This window comes from Paenibacillus sp. V4I3, from assembly GCF_030817215.1.
Taxonomy (GTDB): domain Bacteria; phylum Bacillota; class Bacilli; order Paenibacillales; family NBRC-103111; genus Paenibacillus_E.
On the sequence record NZ_JAUSZA010000001.1, the window covers coordinates 3,194,719 to 3,214,221 of the forward strand.

The window sequence follows — 19,503 nt, forward strand, 5'->3', positions numbered from 1 at the left end:
ACCTTAGGAAGGGATTCCAAAATGAAAAAAAGCTTTAAGAGAATTACAATTGCCATATTATCAGTAGCTATACTTGGAGTTACCTTCAACCAAGCAGAGGCAGTCACTATTACTTTTAACGATGTGTCTCCTAGTTTCTGGGGTTATTCAAATATTCAATGGGCTATCGAAAATAAGATTGTAGATGGATATCCTGATAGCTCATTTAAGCCGAATCAAAATGTTGAACAGGCAGAATTTATAGCTATGCTTATCCGCGCTTACCAACCCAGTGATTATGATCCTACGTCAGAAACGGGAGAATGGTCAGCACCTTATATCAGATATGCCAATAAAATGAAATGGAAAGTTGTTACACCTTCATCTTTAGGTGGGCATACGAGTCCTGTATATTTAAATAGGGGGATGGTGGCACAATATCTTGCAAACGCTACTGGTAAAAATTACAGTACAGATGATTCCATACAATACTTGCTAGATCTTGGACTATCAGAAGGCAAGACAGATAAGAACATAAACGGATTCCAAAAAGGTGATGAGGTAACAAGAACAGAAGCGATTACGTTTATTGAACGATTGAAAACGCAAGTGAACACACTTCAAGCAAGTTCTTTGATTGAAGAAAAATATGACTCGATGGAAGACTCTAACGCGGCCAAAGATATTAGTATTTGGGTAAAGAACAAACAGTTGCAAATAGACAGCCCACCCGTTAACGTTGAGGGCACGGTGCTGGTTCCGCTTCGCGATATCTCAGAATCTCTCGGTGCGTCAGTCGAGTGGAATCAGGAACAAAAAACCGCTATCGTTACTAAGTGGTCAAAGAAAATTTCACTGACTATCGGAGAAAAGACAGCATGGGTTGAGAATAGTGCCGTTGATGAGGAGTTCTACGTTTGGTTTGAAGTTTCGGTCAGAACTATAAATAATCGCGTATATGTACCGTTACGGCTCATTGCAGAGCAACTCGGATACAAGGTGGACTATAATGGCAATATCGTATCTATCCAATCGCCGTATGCAGGTCGGTACAATGAGAACTACTTCGCTCAGATCCTCTCAGGGGACTTGGAAAGAAGTAGATCTATCTTAACAGCTAATATGGGTGCATACGGTTTACGCAATTATGAGAACCCGCCTTTGAAAACTATTCAACCTGCTTCCAGAGTGGCGTTCCTGTTTCCTGAGGGAGAGGCGCTGCGGTTTTTTATGATCGAAAACAATGAAACCATCACTTTTTTTGAATATAAGGATGATTTTTTTGTGGCAACTTGGCAGGCTAACGTCGAACAGATAGAAGGTAACGCCGCTCAACAATTGTTTACGGATAAGCTTAAGGACCGTACAGGATCGACACCAAAAATCAACAAGCCCTTTCTCTATTTCTACGTTGAACCTTACGGGCTTACGGTCCATCGTTCAGGCCGCATTGATGTCGATGGAAAGTATACAGAGACTGGATACAAAAACGAGCGCGAAGATGTGACTAATTCATTTGGAACGATTTCACTCGTACTTCCGAATGAGGCGCGAAAGGAAATCGTAACAATACCACAAAGTTGATATCCCACGGATTGGTTTTAATAGATGGCATGACCGAGTTTCATTTTAACGAAAAACGATAGGTAAATAAGAATACCACAACAGGCTACCGCTGACTTATTTCGGTAGCCTGTTCCACTAACGGGCAGGATAGTTGAATGACTTCGCGAATAACTTAAGTCATGACGAATTTACGAAGTTCGCAAAAAAGACGTTAGCCGAAAGAAGTTCTTGGTTTAGGAGGAGTCTATATGATATTAGAAAAAGTTATAAATAGAATTGTAATACAAAGTGAATATAAGGATTTTGTTGATAAGTATATGAATAATATACTTACCGAATTTAAAGGTAAGATTCATAGCATTTATATGTGTGGCTCGATTCCAAAAGGAACTGCTAAACCTTTTAAGTCAGATGCAGACTTTACTATTGTATGTGTAAATCCCAAAGATATTGATTACGAAAGATTGTCAAATATTAAAGACAGGCTTTTGGAAGAATATCCAGTAGTAACTAAGATTGATACGATAATTTGCTCGATTGACGATGTATTAAGTAAACCAAATGAGTGGGGTTTTTGGGTTAAGATAATTTGTGTTTGCATATATGGCCATGACGTTGGTGAAAAAGTACCACCGATAATTATTTCTCCAGAGTTCATTTTAGACTTAAATACAGAGACCAAGGAGGAAGTAGATCGTATACATAGTTTACTTTCTAATGCTAGTGATAACACAATGAAAACTAGATATATTAAAGGTTACTCTAAGAGATTAATTCGTGCATTATACTCTTTGGTTTTAGAAGATACAGGTGTATGGCAAGATGACATTATTAAGATGAAGAATGCCATATTAAACTATTGTGAGATTGACTCCGCTTTAGTTGATTATCTGTATGCTTGTTACTTGGATAGTAATGTACTTGTTGAAGAGTTTCTGGGAATTGCAGATGAAGTATATAGCTATTTTGAGAACGCCTTAAATGCAATGGCTGCTTCCAGAACTTCCTTCGGCTAACACCATATTGACGCTCCGGGTCACTCTGAGAAGCGAGTGACCACATCCAGCCCCCTAAGCCCGTCGGGACGTCACTGCATTAGGTGTTCGGCAAGCCTCACAACTATAAGCAGCGACTCTAAGGGGCCAGGACGTCGTCAATACAAAACGTTATCTGAAATCGCCAAGAGAATTTGGAGGGACAAGTATGACAGAAGAATATTGTCTATTTAAACCGACGTCAGATTTTATCATGAACATAACGAAAGAAAAGTACCTTCGAATAATTGAGGTAAAGCAATATCTTGTTTCCATGCTGAAAGTAGAAGAAAAGTTAAATTTACTTATTGAGAACTATTTAGAGCTTGAAAAAGATATCTTAAATGTTTCATTTAATAAGATGATTTCACCGATATATTCAACGGATTGGACATTAGCAGTCAGTGATATTCATTTAATAAATCGCAGAATTATTAATTTCCTAACAACCTCAAAGCTGTATTTGGATCAAATATCTCACGATATTAAAGAGTTAAGTAGTGATCCAAGCATACCATTACTTGTTGAGAAGTTAAGAAACACAGAATATGATAACGTTCTAGGCTATAGAGTGATAGAGGCTTTAAGGAATTATGTTCAACATAGAGGACTTCCAGTTCACATACTTTCATTAAATATGAGTAAAGTCGGAGACCTTTCAAAACATGTGATAACACCATTTTTGAAGATTGATGAGCTAAAAAAAGATGGAAAATTTAAGGCTACTGTTCTTAAGGAATTAGATCAACTAAATGATAAGGTAGATCTTAAACAAAATATTAGACAATACATAAACTCAATAACAAAAATTCATTCATCAATCAGAGAATTGCTTTCAGAGAATGTTCAATTGTGGGATGCTGAATTCATGTTAATCTATGAAGAGTTCAATAAAGAGTATGGAGATACGGAATCACTAGGGATTGGGGAAATTTACCTAGGCATTCGTCGGAATATAACTTACATAATGAAAGAACCAATTAAACGCCGTAAATGGCTTGAACAAAAGAATCGTGAATTAATTAATTTGGAATCCAGATTTGTTTCAAGCGAATTAACTTGATGGGAAATCCAGGGAGTTGGCGACATCAGATAACACCATGTTCACGCTTCGGGGCATTCGCCCCTTCGTTTAGCTACCCCGAAAATTACTCTTAGCACACACCCAAAAAAGGCAGCACGAAACTAAGCCCACTATGCTGGCGACCAGAGATAACAGTTTTATTCGTAACAGTGTGATTGAAAAAATATTGCATGAAGGGGTTATTTTTGAAGGGGATGAGGATTGCTTCTGGACAGATGCTTACTTTACGAGTCCAGATGAAGTCGAAGCATTAATGAAACAGTATGATGTTACTGCTTCTGAACATGTCGGTACGGATGGAATCAGCCATACCATCCACAATGATGTCGATAAGCTTGACGCATCTCAGTTTGAATCATGGATGAATTATCACTTGCGGACCTGCAGTGAGAGAAGTATTTTAGGCTTAAGGAGTCATGGTTTATTCATCTGCCAAAAGAATTAAAACATAAGACTATTGAGCTAACTGGAGACGATAGCTTCATAACAAAGATCAAACAGGCTGCCGGTGATAAACTCGGTGGTCTGTTGTGCTAACGGGCAGTTATGCGTAATAATTCTCTTGTTTATATGGATAATTTTGTTGTACAATATAAGAACATTAGTTCTTATATATGAATTGAGGAGTTGAGTTAAGATGCCTTATCTTAAGTTTGATAACTTAGAAATGTATTATGAACAAATGGGTATCGGTGATCCAGTTTTGTTTTTACATAGTGGCTTTTCAAGGGGAATATTAGCTTTCGCCAGTCAAATACTTGATTTTCAAAGGAAGTACACCTGTTACTTTCCAGACTTTAGAGGGCATGGTCGAACCCAGAGTTGCAGCCTTGAATGGAGTACCCCGCAGCATGTTGAAGACATCATAGAATTTATGGACCAACTACATATTTCCAAGGCACATGTTATTGGATATGGTATGGGAGGAGGAGTTGCGCTCCATTGTGCTGTCAGTCATCCTCACAGAATTGCATCATTGACGTCAATAGGTCAATGTGGTTTTGTCGCATCCAAAGGATCGGAAGAGTTTGAACCGGAGTGGCTTTTACAAAACGGTCGCAATGATTTTATCAATTCCATGATAGAAAGGCATATGGACGCACATCAAGGGAACTGGCAAGAATTCTTGCGGCAAAAGGTTAAAGATTGGCAGACGTATCCGCGGCTAAATGACGAAGAACTAAGCAGCATCGCCTGTCCCACTCTCTTTATTGCTGGGCAATATGACGAGCTCGCACCTGAGGATGATCTAAAGCGGGCAGTTGCTCTGATCCATAACTCTCGTTATGTGATAGTGCCAGGTTCCAGTCATAGACCCCAGATGAGTGGAGAAAATCCTGTGTTTGTCAACAATACCATATTGAATTTTATAGAAACTCAACACTCATGAGGCAGGGGGAAAAATGATGCCATACCTACAGGTTAAGGACTTGGAGATGTTCTACGAAAAAATGGGCTTGGGGGAAATTGTAATCTTTCTGCATAGCGGGTATTCCCGGGGCATCTTGGCTTTCGCGAGTCAAATGTTAGATTTCCAAAAGAAATACACCTGTTTTTTTCCTGACTTCCGAGGACATGGCAGGACAAAATGCGAAAGTCTTGAATGGTCTACGCCTAAAATTGCTGATGATATTGTGGAATTTATGGATAATATGGATATCTCAAAAGCCCATTTGATTGGTTACAGCTTGGGAGCAAATGTCGGTCTGTATGTTGCCGTTAATAATTCCGATAGAGTAGCTACTCTTACCACTATTGGTTCAAGCGGTTTTTGTGATCCAACTGGTGTTGAAGAATTTGAACCAGAATGGCTTGTTGAAAATGGGAAGCAGGATACGATTAATCAAATGATAGAAAGGCACATGGAAGCACATAAGGGTAATTGGCAAGAACATATGAGACAATCCGCACGAGATTGGCGTCTATACCCGCAACTATCAGAGGTACAACTCAGCAGTATTAAATGTCCGGCGTTATTTATCACTGGTGAACATGACCAATTTGTCGGCGAGGAAAAAATCATACACTTGAGTTCCCTTGTTAAAGGATCAAAGAATCTTATTGTCTCGAATGGCAGCCATAGACCTCATATGTTAAGGGAAAACCCTTCATTAGTAAATGATGCGATTCTTCAATTTCTAGACGCTAATTCAATGTAAGGGATTCCTCTTCATCATATCAGGATAGATCGATGGGAATTGGAGTTACGCTAACGCAGAACGATAGTTGAATAAGAATACCACAACAGGCAGTTTAGTTTCATTCCCAGAAGACGATACTAGGCAAAAAAGGGCTTTCGGAGAGTGAAAAAGAACTGACCATTTGTTTGGAGGATAAGCATGGCTAGGTTTGAAGTTGTCTTTAAAACAGAACCAACGGAGAACATTGTTGAGATAGTTAAAGAGGGACATATTGATTTTGATTTTTGGGGTAAGTTAGATATTCAAATTGATGGACAATCCTTTTTTATTAATTTCCGCTCAGAGTATTATGATAAGTATTATGAAGGTACTTCTTCTATCTCCAATCAAGGAATATCTACACCTGTTTTCCCGATGCTGGAAGCATTTATTAAAGGGATTGTTAACCTGAAGAAAGAAAAAGAGGTTGTTATCGAAGAATACACTGGACAAATCAGCAAATCACTCGTATGTGTTGATTACGGCAACGGAGAAAATATTATCTTTGCAGTTCGCGAAGGCGAAGACTTTTTTTCTGAAAAATATATTTGGTACGATGGAGAAAAAGTGTCAATTCAAAAGGAAATTCCTATTTCTAAAGTGAACATTTTAAAAAAAGACGACTTTATTTATGGGTGTTTTGAAAGTGTTAACGAATATCTGTCGTCCTTAATTGATAAATACCCAAAGCTAAAGGAAATACCCTATTTCAGGGAATTTGTAGAAGGTACAGGTTTGTAATATTACTCTGGTCTTTGCTGAATTTCCGTTCCGCTAACGAAAGAACTATAGTTGAGGAGCATGCTTAGTGGCTGCTCCTCTTTTTTATTCATTCAAGTAACGGGCTGGCAGTTTAGTTTAACAGTTGACTATTTATTGTCCCTCGTAATTAGTCCGAGAATAAACAGGACAACCCCAATTAGTGGAATTATTACTTCAAACAGATGCAATCTTATATGCATATTGTTTTGAACGTAATACATCAGTACAAAGAGAAAAATACCTGACAGCATTAATTTGTTTGATGGCATTAGTTGATCACCTCAGTCCAAGTTTATCATATTGCACGAATGAATGTTAAGGTTAAGGCTAACGAAAGAACTATAGCGTAATTAATCTTCAAGTCAAAGGCTGCCGAGTAAACTGGCAGCCTTTTCTCAACTAAAGGGCAGAATTGTGTAGTGGATCAAGGCTATCGGTATTGATCGACAGTTCTAGTTGTTCGTCGGGCAGCAGTTATGTGTAACAGAAACTTTTTGGGAATTCAGCTTTAGAGATACGACAGCGGTTGATGTCAACAAATTGGCGTTTGGCGTTGCCGGAAATGACACAGGCACCTTATATATTGACAATGTAAGAATAACGAAGTAATACTAGGCCGACAGCAAGAAGAAGCTAGCAAACCCTGCTGGCTTTTTGCATTTTAAAACTAATAAAATCTCAATTTCAACTTGATATAATCTTCACTTCATCTTGATATGTAACCATTATATTTATACCTGCAACAGCAAATAAAACAATGAAAAGAGGTAATTAAAATGGTAAAGAATAAAACAAAATTATTTACTGTACTTGGTATCTCAGCAGTACTATTAGTGGGAGCGGCTAGTGCATATGCGGCCAATGCAGCCCAAAAAGAAGTAATTGAGGTAGTACAAACAACTGACAAAGCACCAACTCCTCAAGAAATTGAAGCCGTATTAAAAGGTGAACCAACACCTTCAACTATTAAAGTAGAAGGATTATTTTCAAAAGATGGTAAGCCTGATCATACGGCAGATTTTTTCCTAAACGATGAAAAATTAATTTCGTTATTAAAAATTAGCGCACAAGAATTAAAACAAGAATTAGCAACAGGAAAATCTGTCGTTGAGATTGCAGCGTCCAGAAATGTTTCAAAACAACAATTGCTAGATGCCATTGGAAAAACACAGGTTGACGCACAAATTCAAGCTGAAAATAAAGGTGAAGTTCCTAAAAGCGGCAGTACGATGGAAAAAGATATTGCAAAAAAAGTGGAACAAGTCATCGAACATAAAACGGATACCCAGTGGAGTAAATAAATCGATCAATTAAAGAAGGAACAGTTCTGCCGATGGGGGCAGCTGTTCCTTTTTTAAATTATCTTCACACAATCTTTATTTGGCTATGTTACAACTAAGTAGGTAAGAATGGTATTCATAAGCCTAGTAGGAGCAATCAGATGCAAAAAACTATTTTAATTGTAGAAGATGAAGATATTCTGCGTGAAATTATTAAAGATTATCTCATGAATGAAGGCTATCACGTATTAGAAGCGGCCGATGGGAAAGAGGCTTTATTATTATTTCAAGCCCATGACGTTCATTTAATTATGCTTGATATCATGTTGCCGGAGCTCGATGGTTGGTCTGTTTGCAGACGAATAAGGAAATCTTCGAATGTCCCGATCATTATGTTGACCGCGAGAGTGGATGAAGATGACACATTGTTAGGGTTTGAGCTTGGTGCAGATGATTACGTAACGAAGCCATACAGTCCAGCTGTCTTATTAGCCAGGGCCAAACGACTGATCGATAGCAGGAATAGGGAAGAACGACAATCGGACGCCCCCGTGTCTCAAGCCAGCAGCGATACCTTATCTACAAATGGGATTCAGATGAATCTTTCTTCTCGATCCTTGACTGTAGATGGGGAACAAGTCCACCTGACGTATACAGAATTCCAAATCTTAGCCTATCTCATGCAAAATAAAGGCATCGTCATTTCGAGGGATCAGCTCATCTCAAAAATTTGGGGCTATGAATACGAAGGGGATGATCGTACAGTGAACACACATATCCGTAACCTAAGAAGTAAGCTGGGAGATAAATCGAAGCTGATTACGACGATTGTGAGGACAGGCTATAAGTTCGAGGGTAACGCATGAGAGCGAGTATTGTAGTTAAACTATTTTCGCTGACCACCCTGTTATGCCTCTTCATCTTAACTACGATTTATCTAGGGCAAACGATATTTTTTAAGCAATACTACGCAAACCGAAAAGTGAACGACATTCAAACGAACATCCAATCCTATAAAGAAAATTATTTAAAAAGTAGCGGGGATGTACTTACCATTCAGAAGTTGGAACAGGATTTTTATAGGCAAAATAATGCATGGATTACGACATTAGATAGCTTTGGAAACTTAAAAAATGTGAATGATTTCTATGTGGAAGTCAAGATGGATACAGCTAAATCTAACGCGGAATTCTCTGGTAAAACGATGACCTTTCCGCTTTATCATATGATGAACATCAATGAGATTTTAACAAGCACCCCAAGTCAAGCGAAATCCCTTCTGACCTCGAAAGCACGCGTTGCTATTTCAGCGTATAAAAAGGATCTGGCGTTAATTCCATATCGTGTTCAATTAGTAGAAAAAGGAAACATCATGTGGGAGAATGAGAAAATTTCCAAAAAGATATACGATCTTCAAATGGATATTAAATATAATAAGTCAGAGAAAACCTTACTTCCTGAGACTGTACTCAACGGTACGATTACCAAAATTCAATTCCCAACTGGCAAGGAATCCTCAAGCTTTATTTACACCAATAGTTTGTTTATGGACAGATTGAAGGATTTTCAAACGAATTTAATATTCGATGGTACGAAAATCAGTGATACGTCCTTGCAAATTCTTGATTTTACACAAAATGACGTGAAATACAAACTGTTCATTGACCCGATCCAAGATCAAGATGGGACCACTCGTTATATTTTCTCCATGGCCTCACTACAACCCGTTGATGAAGCGGTGCAGATGCTCCAAGATTATTATGTGTACTTAATTGGGCTAGTTATGCTTCTTATTGTTCTTGCTGCTTGGTATTATTCGAGAAAAATCGCGAACCCCTTGCTGCAAATCAATAGGACGACTAAGCGGATGGCAAGTTTAGATTTTTCGGAAAAGATTGTCATTCGATCCAATGATGAAATTGGCGACTTGTCTCAAAGTATTAATTCGCTATCCCAATCCTTGCACTCCTATATCGAACAGCTGCAGAAGGACATTGAGAAAGAAAAGCAATTGGAAAATACACGAAGAGAATTTATTTCAGGGGTATCTCACGAGCTAAAGACGCCGCTAAGTATTATGAAAAGCTGCATTTCGATTCTGAAGGATGGCGTTGCTACACATAAGAAGGATTATTATTTCGATGCCATGGATAAAGAAGTGGATAAGATGAATCTTTTGATTGTGGATATGTTGGAGTTGGCCAAGTTTGAATCAGGCACCTATATAATGAAGATGGAAACGTTTAATATCGATAAGCTTATCGAGGATATTTGTGAAAAACTATCCGTGGAGTTCAGCACTAAACAACTTCATGTGCAAACCGAGCTTGCAGCCGTTGCAGTCCTGGCGAATCAACATCGGATCGAGCAAGTTCTTACAAATTTTCTAACCAATGCGATTCGCTATACGCCAGAGCAAGAGCACATTTTCATTTCGATAAAGGAAGAACTAGATGAGGTTAAGGTGTGTATTGAAAACAAGGGGGCTCACATTCCAGCAGATCAGCTAGATAAAATATGGGACCGCTTTTATCGAGGAGATGCGGCACGCCACCGCGCACAAGGCGGAACCGGGTTAGGTCTTGCCATTTCGAAAAATATTTTGGAGTTACATGGAGTGCCCTACGGCGCGGCGAACACAGAAGACGGGGTTTTGTTTTTCTTCTGTTTAAATAAACAAGGTTAATACGTAATAACCACTTTTCATGTCGTGAATTTTTAACGTCATGAAAAGTGGTTATTTTTTTCGCCTAATCTTCATCTCAACTTTATTTTAACTCCGCCTTACCTTCATCTGCCTCTATTAAAATAACTCTATGAAATGAAAGTTTCCGCTAGATAGAGTTAGATTACTGGGAGGAGAGTTGTTTTATGAAAAAAAATATGATGCTTGCCTTATCTACGATCCTGTTACTTGTCTCGGCCTTATATGCATTTAATGTACAAGCAAATAGCCTTACTAAAAAAGAAAGTGTTAATAGCGAAGCTATGCATAAAGAAAAACGCATTTTAGAAGGGGAAACGATTGTCATAGATGCTGGGCATGGTGGCAAAGATGTGGGTGCGACGGGTCAGACGGGCATTCATGAGAAAGACATTACGCTTCAAACAGCCCTTCATATAAAACGAGAGTTAATAGAGAAAACGGGAGCAAACGTCGTTTTGACACGTGATAAAGATGAATTTCTAACTTTACCTGAGCGAGTTGAACTTGCAGACAATCATGCAGCAGATCTGTTTGTTAGTATTCACTTTGATGCGTTTACAAGCAATGATATAGCGGGCATAACAACCTATTACAACAAATCGGAAGATAAACAAGTAGCAAAGATGATACACGAGCAGTTATTCAAACAAAAGATAGATACAAAAGATCGAGGAGTTGCACAGGGTGACTACCACGTACTTAGGGAAAACAGTAGCCCTTCCCTTTTACTTGAGCTAGGCTATTTATCCAACCCTGAAGATGAACAGCGAATTCAAACGCAAGCCTTTCAAGACAAAGCAGCAACTGCAGTTACTGCCGGCATTATTGTTTTTTTTAATAAACAAAAGTAAATGGATGAACAGTTGTTAAATTGATTTTCAACCTATTTCAAAAATACTTCCTTTGCAACCATCATGTCAGACATCGCCTTTGGCCAACCAGCGTAAAAAGCAAGATGAGTCATTGCTTCAATAAGTTCTTCTTCGGAAAGACTGTTTTGTTTTGCTAATTGTAAATGGGATTTCAGTTGTTTTGTATTTCCGCCAGTTAATAAAGAAGAAACGGTAATTAAACTGCGGTCACGCGGGGAAAGCTCCTTACGCGCCCACACATCTCCAAACAAAACATCATCAGTCAATTGCACAAGCTTTGGCGCAAAACTGCCCAATTTTTTCAGGGCAACAGTAGGTTCTTTTGAATTAGACATGCTTTGTCCTTCTTTCGTTTTACTTACTTGGGATGTAGCGGCGAAACATCATGTTAGTTTAAATTGTAATATTCTTCATCTGTTACAGCTTCTAACCATTCGGTGGTTCCTTTTTGAACATTTGTACTTACTGCGAGATGGGTAAACCAGCTATCCGCTGTAGCGCCATGCCAATGCTTCACATCTGGAAGAATTTTTAATACAACACCTTCGTGCAGCACTTGTACAGGTTTGCCTTCTTCCTGATAATTTCCTTTGCCTCCCGTAACAAGCAGAATCTGCCCGCCGGGATGCTTATGCCAATTATTTCGTGCCCCCAGTAATAACTGAGGAAAATGCCTGAGTCTAAGCCTAGAAAATGGATGAAGATACGGATTTACTAACCGTTTGATGAACTTTCAACATTTCAACAGATGAAGTGATTGAATGCCTGAATAGGGGCGATGGAACACTACTCTCGAGTTATTGAAGAAAGGATAGATAATTAATGCAGTTTCAGGATGTTAATGAAATATATTATCCACAAGAATTTGAAGTTAAAGTTTTTTCTCGACCAGTTAAGTTAGATAAAGAATTTAACTCGATATGATGAAAGAAATCTTCCTGAACTTATAACAAATTGGACTTACCATAATAAAAGTAAGAAGGTAAAGCCTTTTAGATTAATCGAATTTATACCTATGCAACAGGGTTTTGAGGCAGAGATTAATTAAGTGAGAATAGATGATGAGAAAGACGTGTTAAAATTATTCTGTCAAGATATCTTAGATATATTTAACTGTGAAAAAACACTTATATTATAGTGGAACATTAATTTATTACGCTAACGCAGAACGAGAGTAAAATAACAACTTGAGAAGGCAGCTGACCCAATTGGATCGGCTGCCTTCTCAAGTAACGGGCAGTAGAGCGTGGTGGTAATACGATACTCTTATTAAGAAAACTGTAGGAAAAAGTAGTGGAACAAAGGCTTTTTCTTTTATGGTACGTTTCCACGCAGTGTTTCTAAACACAAATTAAAATTTGAAGGTGGTAAGATTTCTTATAAGTTGAGCAATTTTAAATAGTTATACGTATTCTTACGACCGGTGGAGCGGCAAATGCTGCATATGCTTGTTACTTTTGAAGTAATACTGCCGTGTCTTAGGTAGTTGATGAAAAATCTTCTGTGTAAGCAAAAAATCCGCCGCACATCAACGGCGGTTTTGCTCGAATAACAACACTAATTAACTGCTGGATCAATATTAACAGAAGCAGGGAATAAGAATGTAACCGTAGCATCCGGTGAAAAAGTAGCCGTAAGGACACCATAGTTCTTTACTAATACTGCAACTGTCGATGATATCGAAGGTCCTGCTCCACTAATAAGAATTGTATCGATTAACCGCATCATATTAGGTGGATCTAGGCTATTAATAGTAATCGCCGATGTGTTGGGTCCTGTAGATCGATATAGACCTTTGAACGTATAATCCGCTGAGTTTGCAGTAGGAAGGTTGTTAATGTTAATTACTTCCGTTTCCGACTCCACCTCATCCACATATAATTTGATCCTGCCTGTACTAGAGGTATTTAGCGCGTTGTTTGATGTGCGAATGAAGTCAATATCAGCGATAAAACTTGCATCATTAGCAAGTAGAATACCAGTTCCCGTATTAAGTCCGGTCCCGTTTTCGAGTTGTCCTCCCTTTGCCCTTAAGGTACCTGCAGTTACAACTATGGCTGCTGTACCGGCAAGGGTTACGCCGCCAGGAATAAAAATACTATCGAAGAAAATGTCTGAAATGGCCGTAGAATTATATTGAATACAAACACCACTGACTCTAAAATCTTTGATATGTGCTTCGAGATTGGCCGAATCCTGAACAGTTATGGCTGTATAATTCGTGCCACCCTGAAGAAGGTTACCAACGATTCGAGTGATGACGTTCCCGCTTAGCAAAACGATATTTTGATCTAAACTAGGCTGAAAGACAGAGATCTCGTCAAAAGTAAGTGCTACATTGCCTGAACTCGCTTCTAAAGCACGTGTGCCCAATTGAATTTTATCAATGTTGCCATAGAAATTGCCTCCGGAGACTAAAATTCCTATAGAAGAAGGCGTAAAAGTGTTGAACATGAGCCCTCCTTCTATGTCAAGATTGCCATTCACTAGTCTTATCATCTGTGATGGAAAGAAAGCATCCATTCGATTGAATCTAATGTTTGCATTACCTGCTTCTTGAAGTATTAAGCTGGATCCGGCAAATGTAGGATCTGCGTTTATATTGCTGGAGAGTTCATCTACATAACAACGGAGGTTTGGATTGCCACCACCAGAAGAGAGATGGATACAATTCCCAAAAGCAGATATCACATTAACATTCGCATCGACTTGACCATCCGTGATTAGCAAGGCTGTATTTAAACCGTTACCACGATCGAATGTGCTGATACGTTCTCCAATCATGTTTAAATTTCCGCCGGTCCCTATTGTAATAAGCCCATTTACCGATCCAGATATTTCCTGGAAATTCAGGAATAGAACACTGTTGTTTTCAACACGTACGGATGGAATGGTTAACCCGTTTGTGGTCATCTGCATCACAGTCACCTTGTGACTACCTCCGGCTACGTTGATATTTCCTGCCTCGCTAGAAATGAGATCCACCTGTAATCTCATTTGCCCATTTTGAAGATCGATGGCCGGGTTCACCGTCTGGAAGGAATTCATTGTTTTGACATGGATAACTGCCTCACCGTTCTGCATAAGAATACATCGATCTTGACTAAATATTCTATCGAAATCACCCGTGAATTGCGTATTCCCATTAATAACGAGTGCCGGAGCTGCTGAATTAATCACGACCAATATATAAGAAAATAAACTAATATTACCGGCTTGGAGCGAGACCCCTTGGGAACTGCCTACCAGAGCAATGGAGTAACTAATAAAGGTTCCTGTAAATGTCGGAGTGACATCTATAATTAAACCAGAGTTGGACTGTATGTTGCGTGTTCGCATTGTGATAGCTGTTGTCTGGGTTGCGGCACTGTTGGACACAACAATAGCCCTGCCTCCACTATTAATCATGGTTACTTCAAGGCCAATACTAATCGTTTCTGTCCCCGTAAAAAGGATGAGGTCATCTGTACCGGTGATATCATTCGATATTTCAAAAGCTTTCAAAAACAGCACACCACTAGCAATCACAACCGCAGAGCCTCCGATGAAGTTGTTCGTGATACTCTCCCTAACATTAATGGTATAATTCCCGCCACCTAGGAGACTGATCGTGTTACCAACCGTATCACTCATTGATTCACATTCAAAGTGGACCGTGCTGGCTCCTGTACTCTGAAGAATGGAACTACCTGCAGCTGTTGCTCCATTAGTCAGAAACTGTCCCTCACCAAGCACATCAAAGGCGATCACTGCCCCCAGATCATCAAAAAGATTTCCGACTGCTATCACTATGGCTCCCTTTTCAAATACCCAGTTGATCCCGTCTTTAGCCAAATTCGTCTCCGTATATACTCCGGGACGTACAATAATTGTCGTGCCCGAAGGGACACTAGCCACAGCTGCAGCGGCCGTCTGCCAAGGTTTTGTCTCGTCGTCAAGCATGGCGGTTGCATTGTTACCATACACAGGATCGACAAATGCCGTCTGATTCACAAGTAACTGAGTAGGACCCGCAGGGCCGATAACACCTTGTGGTCCGGTTGGACCTTGAATGCCCTGAGGTCCATCTAGACCTGGAGGACCGGTAACACCTTGTGGCCCGGCTGGGCCTTGAATGCCTTGAGGTCCATCTAGACCTGGAGGACCGATAACACCTTGTGGCCCGGTTGGACCTTGTATTCCTTGAGGTCCAATTATACCAGGGGATCCTGCTAAACCTCTCAGCCCGACTGGCCCTGCCGGTCCAGTTACACCTTGCGGACCTTGAGGTCCCGCAATTCCTCTACGTCCCTTCCGACCGCGGGGTCCAGGAACACAGTGTACTTTTCTCAAAAACCGACGGATTGTTCTACGAATGAAGGGCTTTAATTCTTCCTCACACGTTTTGCAATTAGATGGGCTAGTGGCTATTTTCTTTTTTACAGAAATATACTTTTTCTTTTTTAATGAAGAAGATTCTGTGTTCATCTTTTTAATCTCTTCCAAAACGTACACTCCTCCTCCAATGCGGATGTGTATATCCTATGATGGCGAGGAGATTTGCGGAAAGGCTTATACCTATTGATCTGTTACCATTATAATTTGTAATTGAGTTCCATCATGAGGGAGAAGTACCAATCGACTTCTAAAAATAAGCTCATCATTGCGCTAACGAAGAACGTTAGTTACATACACAACCAAGATGAGGCTGCCAGCATGTTCGGCAGCCTTTGCTCAACTAAAGGGCAGTTTTGTTGAACAAGTTGTAAATTTAACATTTTAAAGTAAGAGCATTTCTTTGTAATGAGAAATGCTTTTTATTTTTGTCAAAATTAAAATGATATTTCAATACAATAATAATATAATAAAAGACAATATGTATTTATTGTAAAACAATAAATCATATGCTAAAATCATGTTGTCATTAAATAAGTGAGGTGTTTTAAATGAACGTTAAACGAGGTTCAACCGCTTTCTTAAAGGTAATTATTTTTCTGGCTGGAATTGCAGTGCTTGCTTTGTGTATCTGGTTGCCTGAGATAGCCGTTAGAGATGCAAGGGTACATCCAGATACGGCTTACTTCCTAATCCCCTTTTTAGTATGTGCATACGGATTCTGTATTGCGTTTTCTGTTGCGTTGTATCAAGCATATAAACTATTAACCTACATCGAAAAGAACAATGCTTTCTCTGAATTATCCATTAAATCTTTGAAGATTATAAAGAAATGTGCTTTTACAGTCATTTTCCTCATTTTGTTAGGAATAGTAAGCTTAAAGGTGCTTGCTAAAGTTACAGAAAGTGATGATGGTGCAGCAGGTCCTATATCATTATGTCTAATGGGTATTTTAGCAACAAGTATCATCGCAGCCATTGTGGACGCACTTCAAAAGCCATTAAAAAATGCCCCAGATATAAAGTCAAAAAATGAATGATTAACGGATATGTAAGAATTTGGATTGTCAGCCAGGTGATATTTTGGAGTACAAAAGCGACGAAGACACTCAATAAAAACAGACAACTAATTTATTTAACTAACGGTGAACGATAGTTGAATGAATATCCAGAACTAGGCTACCGGTATAATCGGTGGCCTCCATTTCGTTAACGGGCAGGATAATGCAAAAAGGAATATGGAAAATCATAAAGCATTGGTATTACTATCGCAATTAGTTCGAAGTTAAGAGGGAGATAAGTAATTATGATTAAGGCAATAATATTTGATTTTGATGGCCTTATTTTTGATACAGAAACCCCTGAGTTTAGAGCATTTCAAGAGATATATGAGGAGCATGGATTAGAACTGAAAATTGAGATGTGGGGCCAATGGGTAGGAACAGACAGCAGTAAATTTAATCCTTATGATTATCTTGATGAATGTGTTGGTAAACCATTGAACCGAGAGGAAATTCGCTCTTTGAGAAGAGAGAAGTATGGGAACTTGATAATTAAAGAAAAAATAAGACCTGGAGTAGAGGAATATTTGAAAGCTGCTAAGGATTTAGGATTAAAAATAGGGTTAGCTTCAAGCTCGACCAAGGATTGGGTTACCGAATATTTAAAGAGTTTAAATGTAGTTGAATACTTTGATTGTATTCGTGTTCGTGATGATGTTAAAAAAGTAAAACCTGATCCAGAACTGTACCTTCAGGTTTTAAATTACTTTGGTATCGAGCCTAAAGAGGCAATTGCTTTCGAGGATTCTCCAAATGGTGCTCGAGCTGCAAAGCAAGCTGGGATGCACTGTATTGTAATTCCCAACGATATTACGAAAGAGTTAAAATTCGATGATGTAGACATAGATTTAAGATTGATATCAATGAAACAAATGAGTTTAAAATCACTAATTGAACAATTCAACTACCCTGAAAATCTCACATAGCTGAGAGCTAAAAATGGCAATACGAAATTAGGCGCAGCTATGACGTTTTTTTCAAAAGGCTGCGTCTTATGTTTTAATATGAGTGAGGTATTATGAGGCGTTGGGAGCAGCGATTGTTACTGTAAAGCCAAGATTCTCTAACCTACGAACGGATTGTTTGACGATGAAATCTTGCTGACGTTTTTCAAAATAATCAGCACCTAAATCTCTGTAATCTTCGTTGCGAGTTAAGAGATGATAGGCAATCTTCATGATGGCGTGTGCAACAGCAACAGCCGCTTTACGACCACCTTTGCGTGCTGCGATTCGCCTGTATAGGGCTCCGAGATAATTGTCAGATCTGCATACGGATTGTGAAGCTTCAAGAAGTGCCGATCGGAGATATTTGTTTCCTTTGCGAGTTTTCGAGGGTTTTCGTTTACCGGCACTTTCGTTGTGTCCTGGCACAAGACCGATCCACGAGCAAAGGTGGCTGCACTTGGAAACCGTGAACCGACATTTGTTCCAATTTCGGCTAATATTTGTTCAGCGGTACGTCTGGCAATCCCGGGAATCGTATCTAGTCGATCAATGTCTTCTTGAAAAGGGTCTAGCCGTTTGGCTACCTCCGCATCTAGATCCGTGATTTGTTCATTGAGAAAATCAACGTGAGTAAGCATCGTTTTTAGCATGAGGCGTTGATGTGCACTCATTTTACCCCGAAGTGAAAGTTCAAGTTCTTCCTTCTTTTTCTTCATGACTCCGCGTGCGAAGCTGGCTAGTTTTTCAGGGTCTTCTTCGCCATTAATCATCGCATTCATCATGTCACGACCGGAAAGTCCCATAATATCTGTGGCGACAGCAGCAAGTTTAATGTTAGCTCCTTCTAGGACCTTTTGTACCCGGTTATGTTCACGAGCTCGTTCTTGAATTAAACTTCGACGATACCGAACCAACTCGCGCAACTCACGTTAGTTACGATCTGGAATATAACTGGCAGTAAGTAATCCGTGACGCAAAAGGTCTGCGATCCATTCGGCGTCTTTCACATCCGTCTTCCTCCCAGGAACAGCCTTCATGTGCGCCGCATTTACGACAAGGTATTGAATGTCCTCGGCTTCAAGCAAGTTGACGATAGGTTTCCAAAAGACGCCTGTACTTTCCATAGCTACATGCGTACAGCGATGCTCTTTCATCCAGTCGATCAGTTGAAGCAGATAGACGGTGTGGGTGTGGAATGTCTTAATCTCCTTTCCTTCAGGTGTAACGATACAAGCAGTGATGGTTTTTTTGTGAACATCTAAACCGCATGCACGTTCAATAAGTACTTGCATGTGAATCACCTTTCTACGGCCAATGAATTGAGGCTGGTGCAGCAAACCAATAAAGGGTTAATCTACCCTGCGTGCTTCCCAAGAGGGAGCAACAGTCCGTGGTACACCGGGGTCGCTGTGGTCAGACTAACGGTAGGGCTCAAGGCACCATAGTTCAACGACCTTCCTCGCCAACCGTACTATTATTATAAAACCTACTAAATAAATTTTCATTATTCCGTGGTGCCCCGTGAGGGGCATGGATGGCTAACGGGAAACGATAGTTTCATACCGAAAGGGCTGCCGCGTGGTAGTCCTTCGTTCCGTTAACGGGCAGGTTAGTTCCAATGACCGGGTGAAAGCACCATTATTTGGTACAATCTTGG

At 39.6% G+C, this 19,503-nt stretch carries 15 protein-coding genes and 3 pseudogenes; 14 read left to right on the forward strand and 4 right to left on the reverse strand.

What is annotated here, in order from left to right:
* Positions 1 to 21 precede the first annotated feature (21 nt).
* The 11 genes from QFZ77_RS14745 (at position 22) to QFZ77_RS14795 (ending at position 11,443) form a co-directional block, all read left to right on the forward strand.
* Entirely contained in the window at positions 22 to 1,563 is a 1,542-nt protein-coding gene (locus QFZ77_RS14745) for a stalk domain-containing protein (protein ID WP_307440740.1), read from the forward strand.
* Positions 1,564 to 1,793: 230 nt separating this feature from the next.
* The gene (locus QFZ77_RS14750; protein ID WP_307440742.1) at positions 1,794 to 2,561 is read left to right on the forward strand and encodes a nucleotidyltransferase domain-containing protein; all 768 of its coding nucleotides are present in this window, start codon (positions 1,794 to 1,796) and stop codon (positions 2,559 to 2,561) included.
* Between the two features lie 187 nt (positions 2,562 to 2,748).
* Positions 2,749 to 3,642 (forward strand): hypothetical protein, encoded by an 894-nt coding sequence (locus QFZ77_RS14755; RefSeq protein ID WP_307440744.1) that lies wholly within the window; start codon positions 2,749 to 2,751, stop codon positions 3,640 to 3,642.
* Positions 3,643 to 3,775: 133 nt separating this feature from the next.
* A complete protein-coding gene (locus tag QFZ77_RS14760) occupies positions 3,776 to 4,108 on the forward strand; it encodes a hypothetical protein (protein ID WP_307440746.1) in 333 nt (110 codons plus the stop codon).
* Between the two features lie 192 nt (positions 4,109 to 4,300).
* Positions 4,301 to 5,053 (forward strand): alpha/beta fold hydrolase, encoded by a 753-nt coding sequence (locus tag QFZ77_RS14765; protein WP_307440748.1) that lies wholly within the window; start codon positions 4,301 to 4,303, stop codon positions 5,051 to 5,053.
* A 13-nt stretch (positions 5,054 to 5,066) separates the two neighbouring features.
* Positions 5,067 to 5,822: an alpha/beta fold hydrolase gene (locus tag QFZ77_RS14770; RefSeq protein WP_307440750.1), complete on the forward strand. Its 756-nt coding sequence runs from the start codon at positions 5,067 to 5,069 to the stop codon at positions 5,820 to 5,822.
* A gap of 180 nt (positions 5,823 to 6,002) precedes the next feature.
* Positions 6,003 to 6,584: a hypothetical protein gene (locus QFZ77_RS14775; protein ID WP_307440752.1), complete on the forward strand. Its 582-nt coding sequence runs from the start codon at positions 6,003 to 6,005 to the stop codon at positions 6,582 to 6,584.
* 797 nt (positions 6,585 to 7,381) lie between these two features.
* Positions 7,382 to 7,906, forward strand: coding sequence for a hypothetical protein (locus QFZ77_RS14780; RefSeq protein ID WP_307440754.1), 525 nt, complete (start codon positions 7,382 to 7,384; stop codon positions 7,904 to 7,906).
* Between the two features lie 140 nt (positions 7,907 to 8,046).
* Positions 8,047 to 8,751 carry a response regulator transcription factor gene (locus tag QFZ77_RS14785; RefSeq protein ID WP_307440755.1) on the forward strand — a complete coding sequence of 235 codons (705 nt, stop codon included), beginning with the start codon at positions 8,047 to 8,049 and terminating at the stop codon, positions 8,749 to 8,751.
* On the forward strand, positions 8,748 to 10,571 hold the full coding sequence (locus QFZ77_RS14790; protein ID WP_307440757.1) for a sensor histidine kinase: 1,824 nt from the start codon (positions 8,748 to 8,750) through the stop codon (positions 10,569 to 10,571). The genes QFZ77_RS14785 and QFZ77_RS14790 overlap by 4 nt, the downstream gene beginning before the upstream one ends.
* Before the next feature lie 185 nt (positions 10,572 to 10,756).
* Positions 10,757 to 11,443, forward strand: a complete 687-nt coding sequence (locus tag QFZ77_RS14795; RefSeq protein WP_307440759.1) for an N-acetylmuramoyl-L-alanine amidase family protein — start codon at positions 10,757 to 10,759, stop codon at positions 11,441 to 11,443.
* 32 nt (positions 11,444 to 11,475) lie between these two features.
* Here QFZ77_RS14795 and QFZ77_RS14800 read toward each other — a convergent pair whose 3' ends face one another.
* The 3 genes and pseudogenes from QFZ77_RS14800 to QFZ77_RS14810 form a co-directional block, all read right to left on the reverse strand.
* On the reverse strand, positions 11,476 to 11,799 hold the full coding sequence (locus QFZ77_RS14800; protein ID WP_307440761.1) for a carboxymuconolactone decarboxylase family protein: 324 nt from the start codon (positions 11,797 to 11,799) through the stop codon (positions 11,476 to 11,478).
* Positions 11,800 to 11,852: 53 nt separating this feature from the next.
* Positions 11,853 to 12,116: pseudogene (locus tag QFZ77_RS14805) on the reverse strand (cupin domain-containing protein); the annotation flags it as partial.
* Positions 12,117 to 13,021: 905 nt separating this feature from the next.
* Complete coding sequence (locus QFZ77_RS14810) at positions 13,022 to 15,949, reverse strand: collagen-like domain-containing protein (protein WP_307440763.1); 2,928 nt, start codon at positions 15,947 to 15,949, stop codon at positions 13,022 to 13,024.
* 440 nt (positions 15,950 to 16,389) lie between these two features.
* Here QFZ77_RS14810 and QFZ77_RS14815 point away from each other — a divergent pair, with 440 nt between their 5' ends.
* From QFZ77_RS14815 to QFZ77_RS14825, 3 genes and pseudogenes are all read left to right on the forward strand, one after another.
* Positions 16,390 to 16,878 carry a DUF2975 domain-containing protein gene (locus QFZ77_RS14815; RefSeq protein WP_307440765.1) on the forward strand — a complete coding sequence of 163 codons (489 nt, stop codon included), beginning with the start codon at positions 16,390 to 16,392 and terminating at the stop codon, positions 16,876 to 16,878.
* A gap of 4 nt (positions 16,879 to 16,882) precedes the next feature.
* Positions 16,883 to 16,954: pseudogene (locus QFZ77_RS14820) on the forward strand (helix-turn-helix domain-containing protein); the annotation flags it as partial.
* 190 nt (positions 16,955 to 17,144) lie between these two features.
* Positions 17,145 to 17,825, forward strand: a complete 681-nt coding sequence (locus QFZ77_RS14825; protein ID WP_307440767.1) for an HAD family hydrolase — start codon at positions 17,145 to 17,147, stop codon at positions 17,823 to 17,825.
* Between the two features lie 90 nt (positions 17,826 to 17,915).
* On the opposite strand, the pseudogene QFZ77_RS14830 reads toward QFZ77_RS14825, so the two are convergent.
* A pseudogene (locus QFZ77_RS14830) lies at positions 17,916 to 19,138 on the reverse strand (IS110 family RNA-guided transposase).
* Positions 19,139 to 19,503 lie beyond the last annotated feature (365 nt).

Coding starts and splice junctions, on each gene's coding strand:
- QFZ77_RS14745 (WP_307440740.1), top strand. CDS start 22: ATGAAAAAAAGCTTTAAGAGAATTACAATTGCCATATTATCAGTAGCT.
- QFZ77_RS14750 (WP_307440742.1), top strand. CDS start 1,794: ATGATATTAGAAAAAGTTATAAATAGAATTGTAATACAAAGTGAATAT.
- QFZ77_RS14755 (WP_307440744.1), top strand. CDS start 2,749: ATGACAGAAGAATATTGTCTATTTAAACCGACGTCAGATTTTATCATG.
- QFZ77_RS14760 (WP_307440746.1), top strand. CDS start 3,776: ATGCTGGCGACCAGAGATAACAGTTTTATTCGTAACAGTGTGATTGAA.
- QFZ77_RS14765 (WP_307440748.1), top strand. CDS start 4,301: ATGCCTTATCTTAAGTTTGATAACTTAGAAATGTATTATGAACAAATG.
- QFZ77_RS14770 (WP_307440750.1), top strand. CDS start 5,067: ATGATGCCATACCTACAGGTTAAGGACTTGGAGATGTTCTACGAAAAA.
- QFZ77_RS14775 (WP_307440752.1), top strand. CDS start 6,003: ATGGCTAGGTTTGAAGTTGTCTTTAAAACAGAACCAACGGAGAACATT.
- QFZ77_RS14780 (WP_307440754.1), top strand. CDS start 7,382: ATGGTAAAGAATAAAACAAAATTATTTACTGTACTTGGTATCTCAGCA.
- QFZ77_RS14785 (WP_307440755.1), top strand. CDS start 8,047: ATGCAAAAAACTATTTTAATTGTAGAAGATGAAGATATTCTGCGTGAA.
- QFZ77_RS14790 (WP_307440757.1), top strand. CDS start 8,748: ATGAGAGCGAGTATTGTAGTTAAACTATTTTCGCTGACCACCCTGTTA.
- QFZ77_RS14795 (WP_307440759.1), top strand. CDS start 10,757: ATGAAAAAAAATATGATGCTTGCCTTATCTACGATCCTGTTACTTGTC.
- QFZ77_RS14800 (WP_307440761.1), bottom strand. CDS start 11,799: ATGTCTAATTCAAAAGAACCTACTGTTGCCCTGAAAAAATTGGGCAGT.
- QFZ77_RS14815 (WP_307440765.1), top strand. CDS start 16,390: ATGAACGTTAAACGAGGTTCAACCGCTTTCTTAAAGGTAATTATTTTT.
- QFZ77_RS14825 (WP_307440767.1), top strand. CDS start 17,145: ATGATTAAGGCAATAATATTTGATTTTGATGGCCTTATTTTTGATACA.